Below are 15,967 nucleotides of genomic sequence, written 5' to 3'. Positions count from 1 at the left end.
GGAGCCTAGGCTGGTGGGATGCGATGGAACGAATGGACGACGGCGCTCGTCGTCGCCGGGGTCCTCGCCCTCGCCGCGGTGCTGATGCTCCTGATCCTCGGACCCGAGGCGCCTGTCGTGTGGGGACTCGTCTCCGGGGTGCTGCTCGCCCTCGTCGTCGGTGCCATGGCGTTCGTCAAGCGCGAGCGCTGACTGGGGCGATCCTGAGAAGGCCTGGGCGAGTCGGGCGACGGTGCGCGAGGATGGACCAATGACGACGAAGCGCATCCTGTTCATCGGCGGCAGTGGCATCATCTCCTCGGCGTCGGTCGCCAGAGCGGTGTCGCTCGGCCATGACGTCACCGTCCTGAACCGCGGCCTGTCCCACGTCCGCCCCCTCCCCGAGGAGGTCGAGCTCCTCCGCGCGGACGTGCGCGACACCGACGCGGTGACCGAGACGCTCGGCTCGCGCGAGTTCGACGTCGTGGCGCAGTTCACCGCGTTCACGCCACCGCAGGTGCAGGCGGACATCGACCGCTTCGCCGGTCGGATCGGCCAGTACGTGTTCATCAGCTCCGCATCCGCATACCAGAAGCCGCCACAGCGCCTGCCCGTGGTCGAGTCGACGCCGCTCCGGAACCCGTTCTCCCAGTACGCGCGCGACAAGATCTCCTGCGAGGACGTCCTCGTCCACGCTTACCGCGAGGAGGGGTTCCCGGCGACGATCGTGCGCCCGTCGCACACCTACGACCGCACGCTCATCCCGACGATGGGCCGACGCACCGACCTCGACCGCATGCGCGCGGGCAAGCCGGTGGTCGTGCACGGCGACGGGACGACCCTCTGGACCATCACCCACACCGAGGACTTCGCGGTCGGGTTCGTCGGCCTGCTGGGTCGCCGCGACGTGCTCGGAGAGGCCTTCCACATCACGGGCGACCACGCACCGAGCTGGAACGACATCACTCGGTGGATCGCTGAGGCCGCCGGCGTGGAAGCCGACATCGTGCACGTGCCGTCCGACGTCATCGCGGAGGTCCACCCTCCACTCGGGCCGACGCTCCTCGGCGACAAGGCGTTCCCGATGGTCTTCGACAACACGCGCATCCGCAGTCTCGTCCCGGAGTTCCGGCCCACCATCCCGTTCTGGGACGGCGCGGCGGAGATGGTCGCGTTCCACGACGCGAACCCGCACTGGCAGCCGGCCGAACCGGAGCTCGACGCGGCCTTCGACCGGATGGTCGCCGCCGTCGGGCGCTGAGCGATCCTCGGTCCCTGAGCTTGTCGAAGGGCGGCCCTCGGTCAAGCACAGGGACCGGGACACCGGTCACGCCCTTCGACAGGCTCAGAGACCGGCGGGGGTGGCCTCCGCGGCCCGGAGGTCCTTCCGGAGGATCTTCCCCGACGCCGACTTCGGGATGGCGTCGACGAACGCCACGCGCCGGATCTTCTTGTGCGGGGCGACCCGCTCGGTGACCCACGCCATGAGCGCCTCGGCCGTGACGTCCTGGCCCGGTTGCAGGACCACGAAGGCCTTCGGCACCTCCTGGCCCTCGTCGTCGGGCACTCCGATGACGGCCGCGTCGGCGATCGCCGGGTGGCCGAGCAGCAGCGCCTCGAGCTCCGCCGGGGCCACCTGGTAGCCGTGGTACTTGATGAGCTCCTTCAACCGTTCGATGATGCGCACGGTGCCGTCACCGCGGACCGTCGCGATGTCGCCGGTGTGGAGGAATCCGTCGGCCTCGAGGGTCTCGCGAGTGGCCTCCTCGTTGCCGAGGTACCCGAGCATGACGTTCGGCCCCGCGCAGAGCAGCTCGCCCGCCGCGCTCTCCTCGTCCGAGCCCTCGGCCGGGTAGTCCACCTCGGCGCCGGTCTCGGGATCGACGATCCGGCACTGCATGTTCGGCAGCGTCGTGCCGACGCTGTCGAGCGACGCCCCCTCGGCCTGGAACGCGATCGCGTGGCTGACCGGGCTGAGTTCCGTCATGCCGTAGCCCTGCCGCATCCGACAGCCGAGGCGCTCCTCGACCGCCCGCCCGAGCGTCGCGTCCAGGGGCGCTGCACCGGAGAAGATCGTGTGGACGCTCGAGAGGTCGAACTCGTCGACGAGCGGGTGCTTCGCGAGCGCCACCGCGATCGGCGGGGCGATGAACACGTAGCTGCAGCGGAAGTCCTGGATGATCCGGAGGAACTCAGCCAGGTCGAACCGTGGCATGGTCACGAGGGAGGCCCGCCGCGACAGCGCGAGGTTGAGCAGCACCGTCATGCCGTAGATGTGGAAGAACGGCAGGACCGCGAGGATCCGGTCGTCGGCGACCATACCGAGCTGGGGGATCGACTGCTGCACGTTCGCGACGAGGTTCCGATGCGAGAGCATCACGCCCTTCGGCCGACCCGTCGTGCCGGAGGAGTAGGGCAGCACCGCCACGTGCGTGGCCGGGTCGAACGAGACGTCCGGTGCGGGGAGGCGGCGCATGAGGAGGTCGCTCAGCGACGCGTGCCCCTCCGCGCCGTCGAGGACGACGACGCGGTCGGAGGGGATGCCGCAGGCGCTCGCCGCAGCCCAGGCCTGGGGGAGCAGCGGCGAGACGGTGAAGAGCATCGTCGCGCCGGCGTCGCGCAGCTGCGCCTCGATCTCCTCGGCGTTGTAGAGGCCGTTCACCGTCGTCGCCGTCGCGCCCGCGCGCAGGATGCCGTGGAACACGGTCGCGAAGGCGGGGACGTTCGGCGCGTGGAGGGCGACGACGTCGCCGACCCCGATGCCGGCCGCCGCGAGGGCGCCGGCCAGGGCGTTGATCTGGCCGATGAGCTGTCGATAGCTCGTCTCGGCGCCGGTCGTGCCGTCGCGGAGGGCGATGCGGTCGAGGTCGCTCGGGGCGATGCCGCCGAACAGGGCGTCGTAGACGCTCACGTCGGGGATCTCGACGTCGGGATGCGGGCTGGTGAACACGAGTGATCTCCTTCGAACACCGGTGATGGTGGAGTGAGTCTATCCACGCCGGGTGCTCGTTAGGCTGAACCCGTGAACGCGTCCCGCCCCATCCTCGGTCTCCTGCTCGACGTCGACGGCCCCATCGCCAGTCCGATCACCCGGACGATCAACCTCCCGAGCATCGCGCAGGACCTCGCGACGCTCGCGAACGCCGGGGTCCCGATCGCCTTCAACACCGGGCGGAGCGACGCGTTCCTCCGCGAGGTGGTCGTCCCACCGCTCCTGGCCGCCGGGCTCGCGGACGACGTCCGGCTCTACGGCATCTGCGAGAAGGGTGCCGTGTGGTTCGGCTTCTCGGCGGCCGGGGTCGACGAGCTGAGCCTCGATCAGGACGTCGCGATGCCGGAGGGCTACGGCGATGCCATCGAACGCCTCGTCGACGAACGGTACGCCGAGACGGTGTTCTTCGACCACACCAAGCGAGCGATGGTCTCGGTCGAGCAGCACGTCGAGGTGCCGGCAGCGGACTACGCCCTCGTGCGGAAGCACTTCGACGACGACGCCCGAGCCGAGCTCGCCCGACGCGGGTTCGGCGTCGATCACGCCCCCGGCCGCTACCCGGACGACGCCGGCCTCGTGCAGTACCGCATCGATCCCACGATCATCTCCACCGACATCGAGTCGGTCCGGCTCGGCAAGGACCTCGGCGCCGAGCGCGCGCTCGAGCTCCTCGAGGCCGACGGTGGTGCGCTCCCACTCGCCTGGCGCACGGTCGGCGACTCCCGGAGCGACTACGCGATGGCCGACTGGTTGTTCGAGCACGGATACGAGGTCGCGCACGTGGACGTCCGCCCCGCCGACGGCGTCCCCGAGAAGCCCTACCCGGTGCTGACCCACCCGACGCTCATCCACGACGAGGCCGGCGCCGCCTTCCTGGCCCGCTGGGTCGCCATGGTCCAGGGGACCGCGACCGACGACGCCGACGTGAGTTGACGATGGCCGGCGACGAGGGACGTCCGACGGGCCGCCGTCGACCCGGTCCGACGACGGAGCGCGGGCTCGACCGCGTCGTCAACTTCAGCGATGCCGTCGTCGCGATCGCGATCACGCTGATCATCCTCCCGCTCGTCGACCTCGCCCAGGAACACGACGACGGCTCCGTGGTCGCGTTCTTCGGCCACAACTGGACCGGCCTCGCCGCGGCCGCGCTGAGCTTCGTCGTCATCGCCAACTTCTGGCGCGACCACCACCGCCTGTTCGAGCGCACCGTCGGATACTCGACGCGGCTCGTGACCCTGAACTTCGTCTGGCTCGCCGGGATCGTGTTCCTGCCGCTGCCGACGGTGCTCCTCTTCGACGGCACGGGAGACGACCGCGGCGCCCCCACGCTCTACATCGCGACGATGCTCGTCTCGATGGTCGCGGTACGACTCCAGCAGGTGGTCGTCGAGCGCGATGGGCTGCTCAGCGAGGAAGCGGCGGCCGCGCCGCGCCGACCGTGGCCGCTCGTGTGGTTCCCGACCGGCCTGATGCTGCTCGCCGGCGTCCTGGCCGCGACGGTGCCGGGGCTCGGCGCCCAGGCGCTGTACCTCCTGCTGCTGTCGATCCCGATCGGGTGGATCGGCAGTCGGCGGCACCGGGCCGACCCCGGTTCCTGAGTCCGTTCCGGTCCCTGAGCCCGTTCCGGTCCCTGAGTCCGTTCCGGTCCCTGAGCTTGTCGAAGGGCGGGGTGGGTCCGTCGGGGGGCTGCACTTCGACAGGCTCAGTGACCGGTGGTGGTGGTGGCTCGGTGACCGGCGGGGCGCCGTCGGTTCAGGTCTGGCAGTGGGGACACCAGTAGGTGTCGCGGAGAGCGGTCGGGTCGGCGCCGAGCTTGCCCCGCTGGATCCGGGTGCCGCACCGCAGGCAGCGCTGGCCGTCGCGCCCGTACACCCAGGTCTTCCGGCCGGGCCTCGTGTCGCCCGTCGTGACCCGGTTGCGGCGGTCGCGATTGGCGTTGATGAGCCGGTAGCCGAGTCGGACGGCGCCCGGCAGGTCGACCTCGGCGGTGGGCCTCGTCGGGAGGACGCCACGGATGTAGCACAGCTCGTTGACGTACTCGTTGCCGAGTCCGGCGAGGTTGCGCTGGTCGAGCAGCGCGACGTGGATCTCGCGGCCGTCGGCCTCCAGGTTGTGGATGGCACGCTCCTCGTCCCAATCCGGACCGAGGAGGTCGGGACCGAGCCAGCCGAAGCGCTCCTCGTCCTCGCGGGAGGGGAACACCTCGACGAGGCCGAGTTCGAACCCGACCGTCACCCAGTGCTGCGTCGACACGATCGCGCGCGCCTTCCAGGCCGGCCGCCGCCAGTGCTCGCCCGGCTGATAGACGTGCCACAGCCCCTCCATCTTGAGGTGCGTGTGGAGGGTGTGGTCGCCGATGTGGTGCAGGAGGTGCTTGCCGCGGGGGATGACGTCGTGGACGACGTCGCCCCGGAGGTCGACGGTCGCGAAGGCGGGCACCCGCAGGTCGAAGCCGGTCACGACCTCGCCGGCGAGCGCCTGCCGCAACCGGTGCGCGGCTTGGAAGACCGTGTCACCCTCTGGCATGAACCGCTCCGTCCGTTCCGGCTACGGTGCCACCGGCAGGGTGTCCGGCGCAACCCGTGGCGGAACGGCCGCGCGTCGGTTCACCCACGCCGGAGCCGCAATCCACGTGGCGTCTCGACGAACCCGGCGTCGCGGAGGGCGTGGCCCGTCGGGGTGCCGAGCACGAAGGCGCCGTTGACCTGTTCGATGCCGAGCTTCTCGATGCGACCCGCTCGCACCGTCGCCGCCAGGGAACGCGCCCCGGCACGGAGCTGGTCGTCGTCCTCCGAGAACACGAGCGCCGTCTTGCCGCCGCGTTCGAGGTAGTAGACCGGTGCTCCGTCGACGAGGACGACGAGCGCACCCGCCTTCCGACCCGGACGGTGTTTCACCCCGGTGACCTCCTGCCCCGGCCACCCGAGGGCGGCGCCGTACGGGTTCGCAGGGTCGGTCGCGGCGAGGGTGACGGCGTCGAGCGGCGGTTCGTCGTCGGTCCGGATGAATCCGCGCAGGCGGTCGACGGTGCCCGAGGAGGCGAACTGGGCCCCACCGAGGCGCTCCACGAAGTACCCGCGTCGGCAGCGGCCGTTCTCCTCGAACTGCTTGAGCACGCGGTAGGCGAGGGCGAAACCGCCCGTCACCCCCTCCGCGACGACGGAGCCGCGCGTCACGACGCCGTAGCGCTCGAGCAGGGTCTCGCCCGTGGCGACGGCACGGATGGTGGCGTCCTGCTCGGCCAACGGCAGGATCGACCACCGTCCGCCGAGCGTCTGACTCGCCCGCGTCGACATCGAGGGACGTTGCAGGTTGCGCCCGCGGTACAGCTTCGATCGCGGGGTCTGCCGTTGCACCCGGTGCGCCGAGTTCCCCGAACCGGAGCCGACGAGCGTGCGGAGTGGGGAGAAGGTGTCGTTGGTGACGAGCCCGGCCCACACGAGCTCCCAGAGGGCGTCGACGAGAGGTTTGTCGTCCGTCGAGCCGACCGACTCCGCGAGCTGCCGGAAGAAGTACGCACCGCCCCCACCGAGCGTCGCGAGCAACTCGGTCTGCAGGGCGTCGGGGGTGTGCGGCGTCGGAGCGAGCGGCAGCGTGAGTGGTGCCGTATCGGCGAGGTGGAGCGCGACCCAGCCGTCGTTGCCGGGGATCGAACCGCTGCCCGACCACACGACCTCGCCCGTCGCGGTGAGCTCGTCGAGCATCGCGGGACTGTAGTCGGCGACGCGCGAAGGCAGGATCAGCGACTCCCAGGCCGACGCCGGGATGGGCGCACCGGCGAGCTGGTCGATGACCGTCGCGACGCCGTCGACGCCGCGGAGCGTCCCGCCGAGGTGCTGCCACACCGGCAGGAACCGGGCGAACGCCTGCTGCTCGACCGGCTCGACCTCGTGCCGCAGAGCGGCCAGCGATCGGATGCGGAGCTTACGCAGCACGCCGGCGTCGCACCACTCCGTCGCGTCGGTGGGGCCGCGGTCGGCGTCGTCGCCCTCGCCCGCCTGCTGCCGGCCGGCGGGGAGGAACTCGCCCTTGACCACGCGTCCGGCGTCGGCCAACCGGGCGAGCGTGTGCTGGACCACCGCCGTCCCGAGACCGAAGCGCCTGGCCGTCTGTCCGGTCGTGAACGGCCCGTGCGTGCGCGCGTGGCGCGCGAGGAGGTCGCCCAGCGGGTCGGCGACCGGCTCGGTGAACGCGACCGGTACGCCGATGGGTAGCGGAGTGCCGAGGGCGTCGCGGAGTCGTCCGGCGTCCTCGATCGCGGCGACGCGCTCCTCGCCGGCGATCGGGACGCGGATGACGCGCTTCGAACGTTCGAGTTCGGCGACGGCGGCCGCCGAGCGAGCCGGATCCGGGAACCAGGCTTGCGGGTCGTCGCCGCGACTCGCCTCGCCGTCGGCGGAGACGGCGACGCCATCGAAGGTCGTCCGGGCCGCGATCTCGTCGATGGTCAGCGGGCCGAGCATCCGCAGCGCGTCGGCGACGCCCTCGACCCCCTTGAGTCGCCGCTCGGGGTCGAGACGCTGCAGCTCGAGCGCGGTCTGCTCGATGACGCCCGGGTCGAGGAGCTCGCGGAGTTCGACACGGCCGAGGAGCTCGCCCAGCATGGTGCTGTCGACCGCGAGCGCGGCGGCCCGGCGCTCGGCCAACGGGCTGTCGCCCTCGTACATGAACGCGCCGACGTAGCCGAACAGGAGTGAACGGGCGTAGGGCGAGGGCTGATCCGTCGTGGTCTCGACGATGCGGATCGCGCGCGACTGCAGCTCGCGCGCGAGGTGGTCGAGGGCCGGGAGGTCGTAGACGTCCTGCAGACACTCGCGGAGCGTCTCGAGGATGATCGGGAACGTCGGGTACTGCTTCGCGACCTCGAGGAGCTGGGCCGAGCGCTGGCGCTGCTGCCAGAGCGGCGAGCGTTTCTGCGGCGAGTAGTTCGGGAGCAGCAGCGCACGGGCGGCGCACTCGCGGAACCGTGAGGCGAACAGCGCCGAGCCACCGACCTCCTGCGTGACGAGGGCGTCGAGCTCCTCCGGTTCGAAGACGAAGAGCTCGGCTCCCGGCGGCTCGCTCTCGGTGTCGGGCAGGCGGACGATGATGCCGTCGTCGCTCGCCACCGCCGAGCCGTCGACCCCCAGACGCTCCTGCACCCGGGCTCCGACCGCGAGCGCCCAGGGCGCGTGCACACGGAGTCCGTAGGGGGAGTGGAGGATGACCCGCCAGTCGCCGAGTTCGTCGCGCGAGCGTTCGACGACGAGGGTCGTGTCGTTGGGGACGACGCCCGTCGCCTCGCGTTGCTCGCGGACGTAGGCGACGAGGTTGCTGATGGCCCGCTCGTCGAGGCCCGCTGCTTCGAGACGTGGGGTGGACCCTGCGCCGGTGGTGTCGAGCTCGCGCACGAAGGCGCCGATGGCGCGACCGAGCTCGGCCGGGCGACCGATGCCGTCGCCCTTCCAGAACGGCAGTCGCCCCGGCTGGCCGAACGCCGGGGTCACGAGCACGCGGTCGTGGGTGATCTCCTGGATGCGCCAGCTCGTGGCGCCGAGGGCGAAGACGTCGCCGACGCGGGACTCGTAGACCATCTCCTCGTCGAGCTCGCCGACGCGCGCACCGGCGCCGGACTCGCCGACCATGAACACGCCGAAGAGCCCGCGGTCGGGGATGGTGCCGCCGCTCGTGACGGCGAGGCGCTGGGCTCCCGGCCGACCGGTCAGCACCCCGGCGTCGCGATCCCAGACGATCCGCGGGCGCAGTTCCGCGAAGGCGTCGGAGGGGTAGCGTCCGGCCAGGAGGTCGAGTGTGGCCTCGAAGGCCGAGCGGGGCAGGGAGGCGAACGGGGCACTGCGCTTGACCGTCTCGAACCAGTCCTCCACGCCGAGTTCGTCGAGCGCGACCGCAGCGACCGTCTGCTGCGCGAGGATGTCGAGCGGGTTCGAGGGGACCTCGATCGCCTCGATGAGCCCGGCCTCCATCCGCTCGGTCGCGACCGTGGTGCTGATGAGATCGGCGCGGTGCTTCGGGAACAGGACGCCTCGGGAGACCTCGCCCACCTGGTGGCCGGCGCGTCCGACCCGCTGCAGGCCGCTCGCGACGCTCGGCGGTGACTCGACCTGGATGACGAGGTCGACCTCGCCCATGTCGATGCCGAGCTCGAGGCTCGAGGTCGCGACCACGCAGCGCAGGCGTCCGGACTTGAGGTCCTCCTCGATGCCCGCGCGCTGCTCCTTGGAGACGGAACCGTGGTGGGCGCGTGCGAGGAGGGGGATGTCGTCGTCGCTCTCCTCGGTGGCAGGCCGGGCCGCTGCGGCCGCGACGCTCGTCGATCCGCGGGTCTGTCCGCTCTGGGCCATGAGCTGCGCCGGTGGACGCCCCGCACCGGGGGTCGTGAGCGTGGCGTCGCTGAGTCGGGCCTCGTTGATCTCGTTGAGCCGGGCCGTGAGCCGCTCCGCCAGACGACGGGAGTTGGCGAACACGATGGTGGAGCGGTGCGCGAGCACGCGGTCGACGATCGCCTCCTCGACGTGCGGCCAGATGCTGCCGACGCGGTCTTCGCCGCCGCCGTCGCTGTTCGGGGTGTAGCCGGTGAACCCGCCACCGCTGCCGTCGTCGTCGGCCTCGCCGGGCGTCCGCATGCCGGCGTCGGGGTCGGTCATGTCGTCGACCGGGACGACCACGTGCAGGTCGAAGGTCTTCGCGGCCGGCGGGGCCACGATCTCGACCGGTGCGCGGCCCCCGAGGAACCGTGCGACCTCCTCGGCGGGGCGCACCGTGGCGGAGAGCCCGATGCGCTGCACCGGCTTCTCGAGCATGGCGTCGAGCCGCTCGAGCGACACCGCGAGGTGCGCGCCTCGCTTGGTCGAGGCGACGGCGTGGATCTCGTCGATGATGACGGTGTCGACCGTGCGGAGGGTTTCCCGCGCCGCACTCGTGAGCATGAGGAAGAGCGACTCGGGGGTGGTGATGAGGATGTCCGGTGGCTCCTTGGCCATCGCCCGGCGGTCGGCGGAGGGGGTGTCGCCGGAGCGGACGCCGACACTGATGGTGGGTGGTTCGGTACCGAGGCGGCGCGCCGCCTGGGCGATGCCGACGAGCGGCGTGCGGAGGTTGCGCTCGACGTCGACGCCGAGGGCCTTCAGTGGCGAGATGTAGAGGACGCGAGTTCCCCGGGAGCGCTCGCGCTGGGCGGCGGCGGCCTCCGCCTCGTCGGCCTCGAGCCCCGTGAGCGGGACGCCGCTGCGTGGTCGGCCGGTGTGCTCGGCGATGGCCTCGGAGAGCAGGCGGTCGATCGACCAGAGGAACGCGGACAGGGTCTTACCCGAACCGGTCGGCGCGACGACGAGGGCGTTGGCGCCACGGGAGATCGCGTCCCAAGCACCCGCCTGCGCCGGCGTGGGCGCGACGAACGCCCCCTCGAACCAGTCGCGCGTCGCGGGGGAGAAGCGCTCGAGCACCTCGGTCATGGGTTCCATCATCCTGCACCCCACCGACACCGCGACCAGCGTCGCGCGCGGTCGCGTGGCCCCGTATGATCCCGCCACGCGTCGGGCGCGGTGTCCGGTCAAACCGCCGCCCACCTGGATCGCCGCTCGGCTCCATACGGTATGAAGGAGCTATGAGCGTTCGCACCCCTGACCCCGACCCGGAACCCGATCTCCCCGGCAATTCCAATCCGGGCTGGCTGTCGGACGTCGAACTCGAGGAGATCCGCCGCCGGCTCCCGCTGCTGTACGTGGAGGCTGTGCCGGTACGCGTCGACGGCTTCGGCGTCGTCACCGAGGTGGGCGTCCTGCTCCGGGCCACGGCGCTCGGCGAGATGACGCGCACGCTCGTCTCCGGTCGCGTCATGTACGGCGAGACGATCCGCGACGCGCTCTTCCGTCACCTGGAGAAGGACCTCGGTCCGATGGCGTTCCCGTTGCTCCCCGCGTCGCCCGTGCCGTTCCAGGTGGCCGAGTACTTCCCGTTGCCGGGCTTGTCGCCGTACTCCGACGACCGGCAGCACGCCGTCGCGTTGGCGTATGTCGTCCCGGTGACCGGTACCTGCGAACCCCGCCAGGACGCGCTCGAACTCACGTGGATGACGCCCGAGGCGGCGTCCTCCGACGCGATCGCCGCCGAGATGGAGGGCGGCCGCGGCACGCTCCTCCGCGCGGCCCTCGCCTCCGTCGGCCGGCTGCGCTAGCCCTTCGACAAGCTCAGGGACCGGGGGAGCGGCTCAGGGACCGGCGGAGCGGCTGAGGGACCGGGGGAGCGGCTCAGGGAACGCGGGGGCGGCTCAGGGACCGGGGGAGCGGCTGAGGGACCGGGGACCGGGGTGCGTCAGCGGGTGTAACGGACCTCGTCGATCATCTCGCCGAGGAACGGCTCGGTCTTGGCTCCACCGTCGAGGACGAACCCGTTGCGCTGGTAGAAGCGGTGCGCACGCGGGTTGTCCGCGGCGACCCACAGGAACGACGGCTGACCGTCGGGGATCGCGGCGTCGAACAGCTGCTGACCGATCCCGGTGCCGTGCCACGCGTCCAGCAGGTAGATGAAGTACAGCTCGCGCTCGCGGGGTGCGTCCTCGTCGCGGGCCGGACCCGAACCGGAGAACCCGACGATCTCGCCGTCGACGAGGGCGGCGAAGTGCGTGTACTCGGGGCCCTGTGCGGCCCAGTGTGTCCAGAGCTCGGCCATGCGACGCGGCGACAGCTTCGCGAGCGTCGCAGCGCTGATGAGGTGGTCGTAGGTCTCGTGCCAGGACGTGGCGTGGACGCGTCCCAGCGACTCGGCATCGACGTCGCGGACGGGGCGGACGACTGCGTTGACGTTCATGGTGGAACCGTATCCCGAGCGCCCCCGTCTCGCGAAATCGAGCGGGTCCGCGCACGGCGAAGCGCCGCCCACCCTGCGGTGGACGGCGCTTCGTTCGAGCGGTTCGCTGCTAGTTGCCGCTGGACGCGCGACGGTTGGTCCGGGGACGCGAGGACTCGGCGGGAGCGCCTGAGTTCGCGGCGTAACCGGTGCTGTAGTGCGTGCGGCTGCCACCGGTGGCGGCACCCGCACGGGTACCGCCCGAGCGACCGGCGCCGGAGCGCTGTCCGCCCTGACCGCCGTTGCCGCCAGCGGGACGACCGCCACGGCGACCGCCGCCGCCCTGGCCTCCCTCGCGAGGAGCGCTGTCGCGGCTCGCGCCGGCACGGGCGCCGTCGCGGTCGCGGTGACCGTTGCCGAGGCCGTTGCCGTCGCGGGCTGCGCGCTTGCGCTGCGCGTTGGCACCCTGCGAGCGACCGCCGCCGCCACCCTGCTGCTGCACGGCCGCGCGCGGCGCCGGCTTCACATAGGGGGCGACGTCGCCGATGAGCTCGAGGACCGCCGGGGAGGTCGCGGTGACCGCCTGCGGGGTGACGGTGATCTCGGCCTTGCGGAGGAGCTTCTTGAGGTCGTCCATCTGGCCGGGGATCGCGAGGGTCACGACGTCACCGGCGCTGCCCGCGCGAGCCGTTCGGCCCGAGCGGTGCAGGTACGCCTTGTGCTCGGTCGGCGGGTCGACGTGGATGACGAGCTCGACGTCGTCGACGTGCACACCGCGTGCGGCGACGTCGGTGGCGACGAGGACCTTGGCGGTGCCGGCGCTGAAGGCCGCGAGGTTGCGGTCGCGGGCCACCTGCGAGAGGTTGCCGTGCAGGTCGACCGCGGGGATGCCGGAGTCGGTGAGCTGCTTCGCGAGCTTCTTGGCGTGGTGCTTCGTGCGCATGAAGAGGATGCGACGGCCGCTACCCGAGGCGAGGGCCTGGATGAGGTCCTTCTTCGACTCGACCGAGGGGGTCGTGAAGACGTGGTGGGTCATCGCGGCGACGGGCGAGTTCGCCTCGTCGACGGAGTGGAGCACCTCGTTCTGCAGGAACTTGCGGACGAGCTTGTCCACGCCGTTGTCGAGCGTCGCGGAGAACAGCAGACGCTGCCCGCCGCGAGGCGTCTTGTCGAGGATGCGCGTGACGACGGGCAGGAAGCCGAGGTCGGCCATGTGGTCGGCCTCGTCGAGGACGGTGATCTCCACGGCGTCGAGGTTCACGAAGCCCTGCTTCATGAGGTCCTCGAGGCGGCCGGGGCAGGCGATGACGATGTCGACGCCGGCGCGGAGCGCCTCTTCCTGACGCTTCTGCGAGACGCCGCCGAAGATCGTGGTGGTCTTCAGCGAGTAGGCGTCGGCCAGCGGCTGCATGACCGCGGCGATCTGGGTGGCGAGCTCGCGGGTCGGGGCGAGGACGAGTCCGAGCGGGCGACCCGGACGGCGCTTGCCGCCGGCGAGGGCGCCGCCGAGACGGGCGACCATCGGGATGCTGAAGGCGAGGGTCTTGCCGGAGCCGGTCTTGCCGCGGCCGAGGACGTCGCGTCCGCCGAGGGTGTCGGGGAGCGTGTCGATCTGGATGGGGAACGCGCTCGTCTTGCCGTCCTTCGCGAGGGAGGCGACGAGTGGTGCCGGGACGCCGAGGGCGTCGAAGGTGATGGTTGCTTCGGTCATGGGTGTGTGTCTCTTTCAGGCACGGCCACGAGCTTCGATGACGGCTGCCGGCGCACTCGTGTGCGGTAGCGGGCACTGCCGGGACGACCACGCACGTGATGACTCACGTGGATGGTACGGCGTGCTTCCGTCGGCGTCGTCGCTGGTGGGAGGTGGCGAAGGCGCAGGTCGCGCATCCGTTCGCCGTATGAAGTGTCATCGACCCTGGCATGCACCGCTGGGTGCCGTGCAGGGGAGAGAGGGAGCGTTCTACGACGCAAGCGAGTACCGCACCGGATGGCGCGATCGCACGCAAGTTCCTCCAGCGTAGCGCATCCGGCGAGGAGTCTGCTGGGAGTGGCGCGTTACGGCTGTGTTTCCATCTCCTGGAATCGGTCGTCGGCGCTTGACAGTGCGCCGGAGCGGGTGAGTAATGTGTCACCCACCACAATCCCGGATCCGTGTACTGTGTCACACGGTACAGAAAGGCCTGTCGCCCATGAGCTTCGACGAAGACGCCCGAGCAGCGAGCACCGCGGTGCACGCGGGAGGCCGTTACGCCGCCGTCGCACCGATCACCGGAGTCCGCATCCCGCTGGGTGCCGGACAGGTCGCGCTGGGCGACGGCGAACTCGGTGCGTGGCAGCGTCGGAACCGGGGCGCCACCGTCCCGCACTCGATCGAGCAGCTCCGCCTCGCCGGCAACCTCGACAACCTCGCCCGGATCGCCGACCCCGGCGACGGCACGTCACGCTTCCGCGGGCGCTACCCGTTCCTCGACACGGACGTCTTCAAGACCCTGGAAGGCCTCGCCTACCTGCTCGCCGAGGACGAGGTCGTCGGCGCGGCACCCGGCGACGTCCGCGACTTCTACGAGGAGGCCGTCGGTGTCATCGAAGCCGCGCAGCGGGAGGACGGGTACCTCAACTCCTATTTCCAGGCTCCGGAGATCGAGAAGGAACCCTGGGAGGACCTCGCCTGGGGCCACGAGTTGTACAACCTCGGGCACCTCATCCAGGCGGCGATCGCCGCGAAGCGCCGTCTCGGCGACGACCGTCTGCTGAACGTCGCCCGGGCCTTCGCCGACCTCGCCGTCGATCGGTTCGGACCGGACGGCGACCCGCAGGTGTGCGGGCACCCCGAGGTCGAGATGGCCCTGGTGGAGCTCTTCCGTGAGACCGGCGTGCGGTCCTACCTCGAGCTCGCGACCGCGTTCGTCGACCGCCGCGGCCACGGCACGGTCGAGCTCCGGGTCTTCCCCGCCGAGTACTTCCAGGACTCGGCCCCGCTGCGCGACCTCGACTCCGTGACCGGACACGCCGTCCGCATGGCGTACCTGGCCGCCGGGGCGACCGACGTCGCCCTCGAACGCGGCGACCAGGAACTGCTCGCGTCGCTGCAGCGGCTCTGGGACGACATGGTGGAGACGAAGCTCTACCTCACGGGCGGCCTCGGGAGCCGACACTCCGACGAGGCGATCGGCGACCGCTACGAGCTGCCGTCCGAACGCTCCTACAGCGAGACGTGCGCCGCGATCGCCGTGATGCAGTGGGGCTGGCGCCTGTACCTCGCGACCGGGTCGGCGGCCGTCCTCGACACCGTCGAGACCGTCCTCTACAACGCCTACGCCGCCGGCCTCTCCGCGGACGGCACGGCCTTCTTCTACGACAACCCGCTGCAGCGTCGCCCCGACCACCTGCAGCGGTCGGGGGCGGAAGCGGACGGCGAACTCCTCAGGCGGAGCTGGTTCGGGTGCCCGTGCTGCCCGCCGAACATCGTGCGCTGGACCGCGGAGCTGCAGGACCACCTCGCGACGTCGACTCCCGCCGGTGTCGAAGTCGCGCACCTCACCGCGGCGTCGATCACGACCGAGCGGCTCTCCGTCACCGTCGACACCGCGTACCCGTGGGACGGAGCGGTCACCGTGACGGTGGACACCGCCGCCGACGACGAGGTCGAGCTCGCGATCCGCATCCCCGGGTGGGTCGTCGGTGGTTCCATCCGCGTGGGTGGATCGGCCGCGCCGCTCGAACCCGTCGACGGATGGATCCGGGTCCGGCGCTGGTGGCGTGCGGGCGACACCCTGGAACTCGACCTCCCGATGCCCGTCCGGGCGCACGGCGCGCACCCCTCCGTCGACGCCCTCCGCGGCTCGATCGCCTTCGCCCGCGGACCGATCGTCTCCTGCGCCGAGCAGCAGGACACGACGGCGGACCTCGACCTCCTGCGGTTCTCCGGAGCCGACGCGGATCTCGCGGTCGTCGAGCACCGTCGGATCCTGGCCCGGGAGGGAATCGACGCCGTCGCACTCCTCGTCCCGGCGGCCGTCGACGCTCCCGCTCCGGCCGTGCTCTACCCGGTCCTCTCCGGTGCGCCCGACGCCGAGCCCGCCGCGGCACCGCTCGTCGATGTCGCGACGACAGCCGCGGCGACGCAGACCACCGCGACCCTCATCCCCTACGCCCTCTGGGGCAACCGCGAACCGGGCGCCATGCGCGTCTGGTTCCGCGCCCGCTGACCTC

General features: G+C 71.5%; 11 protein-coding genes. 6 read left to right on the top strand and 5 right to left on the bottom strand.

Going from position 1 to position 15,967, the window contains the following annotated elements; translation table 11 throughout:
• Positions 1 to 18 precede the first annotated feature (18 nt).
• Both HOW07_RS05815 and HOW07_RS05810 read left to right on the top strand, forming a co-directional pair.
• Complete coding sequence (locus HOW07_RS05815) at positions 19 to 192, top strand: hypothetical protein (RefSeq protein ID WP_153303389.1); 174 nt, start codon at positions 19 to 21, stop codon at positions 190 to 192.
• Between the two features lie 58 nt (positions 193 to 250).
• Positions 251 to 1,240 (top strand): SDR family oxidoreductase, encoded by a 990-nt coding sequence (locus HOW07_RS05810; RefSeq protein ID WP_175116303.1) that lies wholly within the window; start codon positions 251 to 253, stop codon positions 1,238 to 1,240.
• An 84-nt stretch (positions 1,241 to 1,324) separates the two neighbouring features.
• Here HOW07_RS05810 and HOW07_RS05805 read toward each other — a convergent pair whose 3' ends face one another.
• A complete protein-coding gene (locus HOW07_RS05805) occupies positions 1,325 to 2,929 on the bottom strand; it encodes an AMP-binding protein (RefSeq protein WP_371743584.1) in 1,605 nt (534 codons plus the stop codon).
• Positions 2,930 to 3,001: 72 nt separating this feature from the next.
• On the opposite strand from HOW07_RS05805, the gene HOW07_RS05800 reads away from it, so the two are divergent.
• Both HOW07_RS05800 and HOW07_RS05795 read left to right on the top strand, forming a co-directional pair.
• Positions 3,002 to 3,904 carry a hypothetical protein gene (locus HOW07_RS05800; RefSeq protein ID WP_064294290.1) on the top strand — a complete coding sequence of 301 codons (903 nt, stop codon included), beginning with the start codon at positions 3,002 to 3,004 and terminating at the stop codon, positions 3,902 to 3,904.
• Positions 3,905 to 3,906: 2 nt separating this feature from the next.
• A complete protein-coding gene (locus HOW07_RS05795; protein WP_121289569.1) occupies positions 3,907 to 4,569 on the top strand; it encodes a TMEM175 family protein in 663 nt (220 codons plus the stop codon).
• A 154-nt stretch (positions 4,570 to 4,723) separates the two neighbouring features.
• Here HOW07_RS05795 and HOW07_RS05790 read toward each other — a convergent pair whose 3' ends face one another.
• Positions 4,724 to 5,497, bottom strand: a complete 774-nt coding sequence (locus HOW07_RS05790) for an Fpg/Nei family DNA glycosylase (protein WP_175116302.1) — start codon at positions 5,495 to 5,497, stop codon at positions 4,724 to 4,726.
• Between the two features lie 80 nt (positions 5,498 to 5,577).
• Positions 5,578 to 10,422 carry an ATP-dependent helicase gene (locus HOW07_RS05785; RefSeq protein ID WP_175116301.1) on the bottom strand — a complete coding sequence of 1,615 codons (4,845 nt, stop codon included), beginning with the start codon at positions 10,420 to 10,422 and terminating at the stop codon, positions 5,578 to 5,580.
• 152 nt (positions 10,423 to 10,574) lie between these two features.
• On the opposite strand from HOW07_RS05785, the gene HOW07_RS05780 reads away from it, so the two are divergent.
• On the top strand, positions 10,575 to 11,144 hold the full coding sequence (locus tag HOW07_RS05780) for an NUDIX hydrolase family protein (protein WP_121289575.1): 570 nt from the start codon (positions 10,575 to 10,577) through the stop codon (positions 11,142 to 11,144).
• A gap of 137 nt (positions 11,145 to 11,281) precedes the next feature.
• On the opposite strand, the gene HOW07_RS05775 is transcribed toward HOW07_RS05780, so the two are convergent.
• A complete protein-coding gene (locus HOW07_RS05775; protein WP_121289577.1) occupies positions 11,282 to 11,776 on the bottom strand; it encodes a GNAT family N-acetyltransferase in 495 nt (164 codons plus the stop codon).
• Between the two features lie 109 nt (positions 11,777 to 11,885).
• Positions 11,886 to 13,466, bottom strand: a complete 1,581-nt coding sequence (locus HOW07_RS05770) for a DEAD/DEAH box helicase (protein WP_175116300.1) — start codon at positions 13,464 to 13,466, stop codon at positions 11,886 to 11,888.
• Between the two features lie 478 nt (positions 13,467 to 13,944).
• On the opposite strand from HOW07_RS05770, the gene HOW07_RS05765 reads away from it, so the two are divergent.
• The gene (locus HOW07_RS05765) at positions 13,945 to 15,963 is read left to right on the top strand and encodes a glycoside hydrolase family 127 protein (RefSeq protein ID WP_175116299.1); all 2,019 of its coding nucleotides are present in this window, start codon (positions 13,945 to 13,947) and stop codon (positions 15,961 to 15,963) included.
• The last annotated feature ends 4 nt before the right edge of the window (positions 15,964 to 15,967 follow it).

The sequence above is a fragment of the Plantibacter sp. MCCC 1A11337 genome (assembly GCF_013349365.1).
Lineage (GTDB): Bacteria > Actinomycetota > Actinomycetes > Actinomycetales > Microbacteriaceae > Plantibacter > Plantibacter flavus_A.
Note: the sequence above shows the minus strand (reverse complement) of the source record. Positions and strands in the feature narration are given on the sequence as shown.

Coding starts and splice junctions, on each gene's coding strand:
- HOW07_RS05810 (WP_175116303.1), top strand. CDS start 251: ATGACGACGAAGCGCATCCTGTTCATCGGCGGCAGTGGCATCATCTCC.
- HOW07_RS05780 (WP_121289575.1), top strand. CDS start 10,575: ATGAGCGTTCGCACCCCTGACCCCGACCCGGAACCCGATCTCCCCGGC.
- HOW07_RS05815 (WP_153303389.1), top strand. CDS start 19: ATGCGATGGAACGAATGGACGACGGCGCTCGTCGTCGCCGGGGTCCTC.
- HOW07_RS05795 (WP_121289569.1), top strand. CDS start 3,907: ATGGCCGGCGACGAGGGACGTCCGACGGGCCGCCGTCGACCCGGTCCG.
- HOW07_RS05770 (WP_175116300.1), bottom strand. CDS start 13,466: ATGACCGAAGCAACCATCACCTTCGACGCCCTCGGCGTCCCGGCACCA.
- HOW07_RS05790 (WP_175116302.1), bottom strand. CDS start 5,497: ATGCCAGAGGGTGACACGGTCTTCCAAGCCGCGCACCGGTTGCGGCAG.
- HOW07_RS05765 (WP_175116299.1), top strand. CDS start 13,945: ATGAGCTTCGACGAAGACGCCCGAGCAGCGAGCACCGCGGTGCACGCG.
- HOW07_RS05785 (WP_175116301.1), bottom strand. CDS start 10,422: ATGACCGAGGTGCTCGAGCGCTTCTCCCCCGCGACGCGCGACTGGTTC.
- HOW07_RS05775 (WP_121289577.1), bottom strand. CDS start 11,776: ATGAACGTCAACGCAGTCGTCCGCCCCGTCCGCGACGTCGATGCCGAG.